This window comes from Paenibacillus sp. CAU 1782, assembly GCF_054551715.1.
Genome location: NZ_JBTOLL010000001.1, coordinates 1,913,635 through 1,923,372, shown reverse-complemented (window position 1 = coordinate 1,923,372; position 9,738 = coordinate 1,913,635). Strand labels below are relative to the sequence as shown.

Here is a 9,738-nt window from a genome sequence, read left to right as displayed (position 1 = left end):
TGCCTATCCTTTTACATTAGGAGTTTTTTTAATGGATTTCCAGAGAATACCATCAATTTCTTCAAAATATAGGAACTTATGAGAAGGTTGTTTTTCATGTTAGGTTTGGTGCAAGGCTAGTGCATTAGAACCTTCTTTTTGCCAAAAGCAGATTTCTAATGGTCATCCATGACCGTTACAGCTCATTTTCGTCCCATATTCTTCGTTTTTGACCGCTAACGGACAAAAATGACCGTTACTTTGGGGAATCTGGCCTTTTCTGAGTGCTAACGGACAAGAATGACCGTTACCCAGGCGGGTTCAGCTAGCCAGACACTTGAACCGCTGGCGATCAACATGGATAGGCAGGTTACTGGTTAAGCGGAACTACCTATGAGATTTCAGAAGAACACTATGGCCCGCAGCGGATCCTTTTGTTGATCGACGTGCGTAGATTTCTGTTTGAGAGCTGTGCCAGTAAAAGAAAAGATTTATTCTATCGTCGTTGATCGTAGTTGTCAATGTCGATGCTCACAGTTGGGTTGTTCTGATTTTTACTATCTTTACAGGTAAGATTATTTTAAAATCTGTTAAAACACATTAGATTACTTGGAATTGAAAAGGAGGTCTTGCAATGGCAGAAGTTTCATTCATCGCACCTGAATTGACCAAAGAAATTGGGGGGAACGGGGAATTCCTTCGGCAGAAAAACCGGTTTACCACTCCGTTTGGAGAAGGGGAAGGCAAGCTGCCGGTGGAAGCGGGACGTTACCGCATTTTGTGGGCGGCGATATGCCCGTGGGCGCATCGCGCCATTATTGTTCGTAGCCTGCTTGGTCTTGAAGAAGCCATCAGCGTGGGCAAAGCCAGTCCAGTACGAACGCCGCAGGGCTGGGAGTTTTCATTGGACGAAGGCGGAGTTGATCCTGTCCTGAAGATCCGTTATTTGCCGGAAATTTATAAGGAGACGGATCCGGATTATGATGGGCGGGCAACGGTGCCAACCGTTGTGGATGTCATTGACCGCAAGGTAGTCAACAATGATTACTTCCGATTGACCAATGATCTGGAGACGGCGTGGGCAAAGCTGCACAAGCAGGGAGCTCCCGACTTGTATCCGGAGGGCTTGCGCGGTGAAATCGATGCGCTGAACGAGGTATTGTTCCATGAGGTGAACAACGGCGTCTACAAGGCCGGTTTTGCCAGATCTCAGGAAGCTTATGAAAAGGCGTACGACACGCTGTTTGCCCGGCTGGATCAACTGGACCAACGGTTGTCCACGCAGCGGTATTTGTTCGGAGACTCCATTACGGATTCCGATATCCGATTGTTTGTGACCTTGGTTCGTTTCGACATCGCCTATTATTCCGTATTTCGCACCAACCGCAACCGATTGGTTGATTTTCCGAATTTATCAGCGTATGCCCGCGACTTGTATCAAACCCCGGGATTCGGCGATACAACCGACTTTGATGCGATCAAGAGAGGGTATCATCTTGGCGATATCGCCAACAACCCTTATCAATTGCTGGCCAAAGGGCCGGACCAGTCGTTCTGGACTAAGCCGCATGGACGGGAATCGCTGGGATGAGCCGGGGAACTGCTCAAACTGGAATTCCAGCCGACGGAAAAGTCGAGCATACCGACGGGAACGCCGATTGTACTGATGGTAAAGCCGAGCATCCCAACGGGAACGTCGGACGCGCTGGTGGCAAGGACGTTCATGCCAACGGGAATGCCGGACGCGCTGACGGCAAAGCCGAGCATCCCAACGGGAACGTCGGACGCGCTGACGGCAAAGCCGAGCATCCCGACGGGAATGCCGGACGCGCTGACGGCAAAGCCGACCATCCAGACGGGAACGTCGACCACGTCAACAAGGACGCTAAAACGCCCCACTGGCTAATCCGCAACGACTGCAAGGACCGCGAATGGGATCGCGTAGCGGAATTAATGCAATATTTTGGCCTGTCGGCTGCTCCGCCGGAGACCCATCGGCAAACCTTTGAAAACAGCTACGCCGTTACGTTTATCTACGACGGAGAAAGTCTGATTGGTTTTGGACGCGCATTGTCCGACGGGGTGTCCCAGGCGGCCATTTACAATATCGCCGTAGATGAGCGGTATCACGGAAAAGGGCTGGGCCGGCTGATAATTGAAAATCTGTTGACCTTTGTAGGGCATTGCAACGTTGTGTTGTACACGCATCCCGACACCGTGGATTTCTACAGACGTCTCGGCTTCAAGTCTATGAAGACGGGGCTTGCGCTATACCGGAACGAGCCTCTTCTGAAGGAAATGGGATTTATCGACTAACTTGGCTTAAAGGATAGTCGAGGATGATGGCAGTCGAGGATGATTGCGATCGAGGATGATGGCAGTCGAGGATGATTGCGATCGAGGATGATGGCAGTCGAGGATGATTACAAACGTGGAGGGGAACGAAATGGCAAAAGCGGAAATACGGGTCAGACCCAAAGAGATCGAACACGAAATTGATGAGCGTGGTTTTTTTGTACGGCAAAAAAACCGGTTTGATACGCCCTTCGGCGAAGGAGAGGGCAAATTGCCGGTGGAAGCGGGACGTTACCGCCTCATTTGGGCCAAAGGCTGCCACTGGTCGAACCGTGCATCCATCGTACGCGAACTGCTGGGATTAGAAGACGCCATCGGCATCAATCTGGTGGGACGGGGCAAGCATGAAGAGGATTTGGGCTGGGAATTCGTATTTGACGAAAGCGGCAAGGACCCTGTTTTGGACGTACAGTTTCTATCCGAGCTTTACGCAAACGCCGACCCTGAATATTTGGGCAGAGCAACGGTGCCAGCCGTTATCGACGTCAAGACAAAAAAAGTAGTCAACAACGATTACGTCTGGCTGACGAATTACCTGGAAAATGAATTTGCATCGCTGCATAAACCTGGAGCGCCTGAGCTGTATCCGGAGCAACGGAGAGGGGAGATCGACAAATACAACGATTTCCTGTTCGACAATGTCAACAATGGCGTTTATAAGATGATGTTTGCCCAAACCATCGAGGCTTACAACCATGCATTCCATCATTTTTACAAGGCGCTGGACGAAATCGAAGAGCGTCTGGAGAACAATCGTTTTCTGTTCGGCGATTATGTAACGGATTCCGATATTCGCCTGTTCGTGACGCTGGCTCGGTTTGATACCTATTACTTCCGAAACCTGGGTCCAATCCGCAACCGCATCGTTGACTTCAAAAACATTTGGGGCTACGCCCGCGACTTGTACGAAATCCCTGCGTTTAGGAACAATTCCTATATCCGGGATATGGCGCAATCCAATAAAAAGAAAATCGGCATTTTCATCGACTATAATACTCGCTTCTGGGATCAGATCGATTATGAGGGCAATTGGTCACAGCCGCAGAACCGCAGAGAAAAAAGCAGCGATCCTGAACACAAGTTTTTGACAAAAGCATAGGGGGAACGAGAGATGAAAACATGGAGAAAAATCGGACTGGGCATGATTGCACTAACACTAACGCTGGCGCTTGCCGCTTGCGGAAGCGATACGACAACGGGAAAAGCTGACGATACAAATTCAGATACTGCAAAAACCAAAATTACAATCGCCACTGGAGGAAATCCAAAGCCGTTTTCTTATTTAAACGACAATAATGAGTTGGACGGTTATGACATTCAAGTGGTCAAAAAGATTTTTGAAGGCCTGCCGCAATATGAAATTGCGATCGAAGCAACGGAGTTTACTTCCGTTTTTGCGGGTCTGGATTCCGACCGTTATCAAATCGGCGCCAACAATTTTGCCAAAAATGCCAAGAGAGAAGAAAAATACTTGTTCTCCGATCCCATCTTTAAAAACCAATATGCCATCGCCGTAGCGGAAGGCCGCGACGACATCAAATCGTTTGCTGACCTTGAAGGCAAATCAAGTGAAGTCAGCGCGGGCGTCAACTATACAGTGGCTTTGGAACAATACAACGAAACCCTTGCCAAAACACCTGTGAACCTGAAGTACACAGAAGCTGAAATGGTGCCTATTCTCCAAAATGTGGAGAGCGGTGCAATCGATTTTCAACTGATTGATAATTCGATGCTTCAATTGTATATCAATGAATTTGGACTAAAGCTGAAGACGATTCCTCTGTCGCAGGAAGATTCCGACCGGATCGGCGTCCCTTACAGCTACCTGCTGCTTAGCAAAGGCGGAAACAGCGAGCAGCTGCAGAAGGATGTCAACAGCCGGATCAAGGAATTGATCAAGGACGGCAGCATCACGGAAATCAGCCAGAAGTATCTGCATGGCGATTTTGCCCCGGAAGTTCAATAAAGGTTAGCCGAGATGCCTAACATATTCGATGTAGAGCTTGTTTTTACACTGATTCCGAAACTTCTGAAGTATTTGCCGGTCACCTTGTATCTGACGGCGATATCGATGTTGGCGGGGCTTGTGCTGGGGCTTCTGCTCGCCATCATCCGGATGAAAAAAACACCCGTGCTGTACCAGCTCAGCACGGTGTTTATCTCCTTTACCCGTGGAACGCCGATTCTGGTTCAGCTCTACCTGTCCTATGCCGGCATTCCGATTGTGCTGAAATATATCAACTACTATTACGATACAAGCTATAACGTCAATTCCATTCCCGCCCTTTTTTATGTGCTGCTGGCGCTGTCGCTGAATGAAGCGGCTTACAGCTCCGAAATGATTCGCGGAGCGCTTCAATCCGTGGACAAGGGGCAGATCGAAGCGGCTCATTCGCTCGGCATGTCTCCATGGCAGGTGCTGCGGCGCATTATTTTGCCAGAAGCATTCGTGGTGGCGCTGCCGACCTTGGGCAATGCCCTTATCGGCTTGATGAAGGGAACTTCGCTTGCGTTTGTTTGCTCCGTTGTAGAGATGACGGCTTATTCCAAAATTTTGGCCGGAAACAATTTGCGGTTTTTCGAGTCCTATTGCGCGCTGGCTCTGATCTATTGGGGACTGACGATTATTATCGAACGGATTATTTCCTATCTGGAAAAGCGTCTGGACATTGATTTCCGAAGCATGAGAAAAAGAAAGGGGGATGTGATCCTTGATTGAGATCAGCGGTTTGACCAAATCCTTTCACGGACACATTGTCCTCAAAGGCATCGATTTGAACATTAAAAAGGGCGATGTCGTGGTCGTGATCGGCTCTTCCGGCTCCGGGAAGTCCACTTTTCTCCGATCCATCAATCTGCTGGAGACGCCGGATTCAGGAAGTATTTCAATCGGCGATTTCAAGGTTGACGTTGCTAAAGCATCCCGTTCGGAGGCTCAGAGACTTCGCAAAAGCACGGCAATGGTATTTCAGCAATTCAATCTGTTTCGTCAAAAAACAGCGCTTGAAAACGTAATGGAAGGTCTGGTGATCGTCAAAAAGACGGCCAAGGAAGAAGCGCGTAAAATCGCCGTTCAGCAGCTAACGAGAGTCGGGTTGTCCAACCGGATGAACCATTACCCCAAGCAGCTTTCCGGCGGACAGCAGCAGCGGGTGGCAATTGCGCGCGCGCTGGCCATGCAGCCGGAGCTGCTGCTATTCGACGAACCTACCTCGGCACTTGACCCGGAGCTGGTCGGTGAGGTGCTGGACACGATCAAACAGGCGGCTGAAGAAGGATATACGATGCTGCTTGTTTCCCATGAGATGAATTTTGTTCGCAAGGTAGCGACAAGGGTGCTGTTTCTGGATCGAGGCGTCATCGTGGAGGACGGAGCGCCTGATGAGGTGTTTGGTTCTCCCAAAAGCGAACGGACCAAGCAATTTCTTGCCAATTACTATCGGGATTTCGAGCCGGAATTTGCAATTTAAGCGGCCATAAAACGAAGAAGCTCGCTGGCGAATATATCCGGCTGATCCTCCTGTACATAAGTCAGAGAACCTTCAACAAGCTTGAGCGAAGCATTGGGGAAAATCCGGAATACGCGATGTCCCAGCTCCAGCGGAAATAGCTTTTCGTCGTCGGTTCCCCAAAGCACCAGAACGGGCTGATGAAAATGCGTCAGCTTCTGCGCGGCTTGCAGCGTAATTTCCGGCGACCAGCCTTTTGCGACTTTGACAAAATCGGACCGAACGCCTTTTTGCACAATAAAGCTCCGTATATAAAGCTCGGAGAGCTGCTCCTTCGTCAGGCTGTGGGAGAGCAAACCTAGCGCCATCGGGCTTTTCAGAAAAGGCTTGATATGAAACAGCCGTGACATGAGCCACGTGAAACCCGGAACGTTAATGCCGGCTTGCAAAGCGGCAAATGCCTTGGGCGGAAAAATTTCGAACGCATCGGTATTGCACAACACCAGGCGGACAACGGAAGATGGGTACATCGTGGTAAAAACCTGACCGTATGCGCCGCCTGTGTCGTTGCCGACCACAACCACCTCATGCGTTCCTATCTCGTCGATAAATTGTTTGATCAAGCTGGCGATCCCTCTTGGCGTTAAATCCGCCGCAGAGTTAAGGGGAATGGAGTGGGCTCCGAGAGGCAGGTCGGGAACGATACAGCGGTAATGCCTGGATATGACGGGAATAACCTTTCTCCAGGTATTACTGTTGCTTAATGCACCGTGCAAAAACAAAATAGGCTGGCCCTCCCCTTGATCGATATATCGTATGATTCCCGCGTCCACTTTTACTTCCTTCATGCGTTATCCCCTTCCATGGTTGATTGGCATTACTGTAACATACCGTAAGTATGTTGGCAATACCGTTGGTATGTTTGATGCAATTTAATCTTTATCAAGTCATGTCTAAGCGCTATAATGAACCTATGAATGAACAAAATGCTAAATATATCAATGCGGAAGCGACAAAAGAAGCGCTGCTGCGCCGGGCGGAGTCGCTGTTTGCCGAGTTTGGATTCGCCAAAACCTCTATTGATGAAATCGTCAAGCACGAACAATTAACGAAAGGAGCTTTTTATTATCATTTCAAGGATAAAAAGACCATTTTTGAACAAGTGGTAGACCGGTTTCTGAATGAAATGGTCCAACAAATTAACAGAGCTATCGCGGACAAAAAAGATCCATGGGAGAGAGCAATGACTGCTCTGAACATGTATTTGGAGGGTTGTCTTCAGCAGTCCTACCGCCAGATCGTGCTGCAGGAAGGTCCGGTAACATTAGGATGGAAGCAGTGGCGGGAGAAGGAAAAACGCAGCGTCATGAGCGTATCCGCTTTGCTGCTGCAAGAGCTGATGGAGTCAGGGCATATCTCAACTCAGCCTTCGGGCTTGCTTGCCGATATCCTGTTTGGAGCGGTTACGGAAGCGGCTATCGGCATTGCGGAAGCGGATGATCCGGTCGCGGCACGGACGCAAGTCGGAAGCATCCTGGAGACGATGCTGAGATCGTTTTGACGCGGTGCAACATGAAGCGAAAGCGACATGTCGCGCTCAAATATGACGCGGTGCAACATGAAGCGGGTTTACGCAGCAAGCCGGCCTGGGCGATACCGAGCCGGCTTTTTTGTCTTTTTGACAAAATGCCATGGCTTGGCATCAGTGTCCGCCAACGATTTTTTCTTTTAAGAAGTGGATCAGCCACTCCGTTAATTGGCGCTGCGAGCTGCCGATAAAACGGTCGGCATGGTACATCAGCTCCAGTTGGCGAACAGGCGCCGGGTCCGCAATCGGGATCGACGTGATTTGGTAGCGTTCCGGATATTGCCTGAGCAATCCTCTTGGCTGTATGGTTTCCCCAACCCCTGCAGAAACTAGTTGCAGCAATGAATTGGCGGAGCTTGTCTCCATGACGGTAGTCAGCTCGACCCCCGCGTTAACGCATACCTCATCGATCAAGTCCCGCCCCAAAAAACCTTTTGGATACATAACCAAAGCATGCCGCTCCAATTCCGTAAGGGAGATTTCCTTTCTGCCGGCAAGTTCGCTGTCGGAATGGACAAAAAGATGATACGGCTCCGAACCAAGCGGCACCTGAACCAATCGTTTATCAAGCGGGCCTTTCAGTCCGATGCCAATATCCACTTTGTGGCCAAGCACCTCGTCCTGAACCTGGATCGTCGATATAACCTTGAGCGCGATGTCGGGATATTTTTGTTTGAATTGAACGAATAGAGGCACCAGTTGAAAATCCAGATCGGAAGGCAAAACGGCAAGTGAAACGGTGCCTCTTTTTCCTGACAGCAGTTCCTTTATCGCGCTATAGGCATCCCGTTCGGCTTGCAGCATTTTTACCGCATAGTGATGCAGGAGCCTTCCGGCCTCCGTAACCGCCACCTTTTTGCCGATGCGGTCAAAAAGAGGCGTGCCCAGCTCCGCTTCAAGCAAGCGGATTTGCTGGCTTAAGGTCGGCTGGGAAATGCCCAGACTTTCGGCTGCTTTTGTAAAATGAAGCTGCTCGTAAACGGCCATAAAGTAGCCTATGTTTCGAGTATCCATGCAACGGCTCCCCTCCAATGAACGATAGTATATTACTATTATAATGATACAAACTATAAGATTGATCAATGGAAAAGGATTGACTATACTTGATAAGACATCTGGAGAAGGAGGCAGCATTCATGAAAAAGTATTATTTATTGCTGGCTATTTTTATCGCGTCACTAAACCTGAGACCCCTAATTACCTCTGTTGCCCCTTTGCTTGAAACGCTCCAGGATCAACTGCACATGAACGGCTTGACGGCTAGCCTGCTCACCACATTGCCCGTCATCTGCATGGGCTTTTTTGCTCCAGTGGCGACGGTTTTGCGCAATCGTATCGGACTTGAACGCACCATTTTTATGGCGTTGCTGTTCATTACAGCGGCAACCGCGCTGCGCGGCATTGTCAGCTCGGTGTTTATATTGATAATCAGCGCTTTGATAGGCGGTATCGGAATCAGCATAGCGGGGCCGTTGTTATCGGGTTTTATTAAAAAGTATTTTCCGACCAAACCCGGCATCGTCAGCATTTATTCCGCGTCCATGATTGTCGGAGCGGCATTGGCCTCCGCCTTTACGATACCCCTTTACCATGCCAGTCAAAACAACATGACCATGGCATTGGCATTTTGGGCCGTATTGGGCGTAGCTGCTTTAATCGTGTGGTCGCTGTTTTTGCGGAACAAGGCGATAAAAGGGGGCCAGGGGCGTTCGCCATTTCCTCTGCGCAATAAAAGGGCCATCCTGCTAACATTGTTTTTTGGATTAATGGCAAGTTTGTTTTATTCCGTAACGGCCTGGATTTCGCCGATCGCGCATAGCTTTGGATATAGCTCGGCAAGCGCGGCCATGCTGCTTACGGTTTTTACCATCATTCAAATTCCCGTATCGTTGACCGTTCCATTCCTAGCGGCAAAATCCGGCAACCGCAGATTTTACCTTGTCCTTTGCAGCGTATTTGAACTGGCGGGCATCGTCATGCTGCTGCTTCATATGCCGATGCTGCCTGCGGTCATCTGCCTGGGCATCGGCGCGGGCGGATTATTCCCGCTGGCGCTTATGCTGCCGATCGTCGAAACCAGCACTTCGGAGGAAGCGGGAACATGGTCCGCCATGTCCCAATGCGGAGGTTATATCATCGGAGCGATGGGCCCGCTGCTTATCGGCGTCATTTACGACAACAGCGGCAGCTTTTTTGCCGCGCTGCTTGCCATGCTGGTCCTTGCGGTTGTGATGATTGTTGTTCAGCTGCTCATAACGGGCACCAAAAACGAAGTTCAGGGAAATGGCTGAAGCAGGACACATTTGTATGGTTTTTCGTACAACGCGAATTTTTTTCCGTAGCCAAACTCCGCTCCATTTTAAAGGG

10 protein-coding genes are annotated in these 9,738 nt (G+C 49.7%); 8 read left to right on the top strand and 2 right to left on the bottom strand.

The genetic code is table 11. The features are described from left to right. The first annotated feature begins 613 nt into the window (after positions 1-613). The 6 genes from ACX93W_RS09040 (at position 614) to ACX93W_RS09015 (ending at position 5,804) form a co-directional block, all read left to right on the top strand. Positions 614-1,570 (top strand): glutathione S-transferase family protein, encoded by a 957-nt coding sequence (locus ACX93W_RS09040; protein WP_459391965.1) that lies wholly within the window; start codon positions 614-616, stop codon positions 1,568-1,570. Continuing rightward, entirely contained in the window at positions 1,567-2,295 is a 729-nt protein-coding gene (locus ACX93W_RS09035; protein ID WP_459391964.1) for a GNAT family N-acetyltransferase, read from the top strand. The genes ACX93W_RS09040 and ACX93W_RS09035 overlap by 4 nt, the downstream gene beginning before the upstream one ends. Before the next feature lie 130 nt (positions 2,296-2,425). Next, positions 2,426-3,433 carry a glutathione S-transferase C-terminal domain-containing protein gene (locus ACX93W_RS09030; RefSeq protein WP_459391963.1) on the top strand — a complete coding sequence of 336 codons (1,008 nt, stop codon included), beginning with the start codon at positions 2,426-2,428 and terminating at the stop codon, positions 3,431-3,433. A 12-nt stretch (positions 3,434-3,445) separates the two neighbouring features. Beyond that, positions 3,446-4,300, top strand: a complete 855-nt coding sequence (locus ACX93W_RS09025) for a transporter substrate-binding domain-containing protein (protein ID WP_459391962.1) — start codon at positions 3,446-3,448, stop codon at positions 4,298-4,300. 12 nt (positions 4,301-4,312) lie between these two features. Then, a complete protein-coding gene (locus tag ACX93W_RS09020; RefSeq protein ID WP_459391961.1) occupies positions 4,313-5,053 on the top strand; it encodes an amino acid ABC transporter permease in 741 nt (246 codons plus the stop codon). Then, positions 5,046-5,804 carry an amino acid ABC transporter ATP-binding protein gene (locus tag ACX93W_RS09015; RefSeq protein WP_459391960.1) on the top strand — a complete coding sequence of 253 codons (759 nt, stop codon included), beginning with the start codon at positions 5,046-5,048 and terminating at the stop codon, positions 5,802-5,804. Before ACX93W_RS09020 ends, ACX93W_RS09015 begins: the two co-directional genes overlap by 8 nt. On the opposite strand, the gene ACX93W_RS09010 is transcribed toward ACX93W_RS09015, so the two are convergent. Further along, entirely contained in the window at positions 5,801-6,631 is an 831-nt protein-coding gene (locus tag ACX93W_RS09010; protein WP_459391959.1) for an alpha/beta fold hydrolase, read from the bottom strand. The two genes, ACX93W_RS09015 and ACX93W_RS09010, sit on opposite strands and share 4 nt — an antisense overlap. A gap of 125 nt (positions 6,632-6,756) precedes the next feature. On the opposite strand from ACX93W_RS09010, the gene ACX93W_RS09005 reads away from it, so the two are divergent. Further along, entirely contained in the window at positions 6,757-7,344 is a 588-nt protein-coding gene (locus ACX93W_RS09005; protein WP_459391958.1) for a TetR/AcrR family transcriptional regulator, read from the top strand. A gap of 141 nt (positions 7,345-7,485) precedes the next feature. Here ACX93W_RS09005 and ACX93W_RS09000 read toward each other — a convergent pair whose 3' ends face one another. Further along, positions 7,486-8,385 carry a LysR family transcriptional regulator gene (locus ACX93W_RS09000; RefSeq protein WP_459391957.1) on the bottom strand — a complete coding sequence of 300 codons (900 nt, stop codon included), beginning with the start codon at positions 8,383-8,385 and terminating at the stop codon, positions 7,486-7,488. A 122-nt stretch (positions 8,386-8,507) separates the two neighbouring features. On the opposite strand from ACX93W_RS09000, the gene ACX93W_RS08995 reads away from it, so the two are divergent. Next, positions 8,508-9,662: an MFS transporter gene (locus ACX93W_RS08995; RefSeq protein WP_459391956.1), complete on the top strand. Its 1,155-nt coding sequence runs from the start codon at positions 8,508-8,510 to the stop codon at positions 9,660-9,662. Positions 9,663-9,738 lie beyond the last annotated feature (76 nt).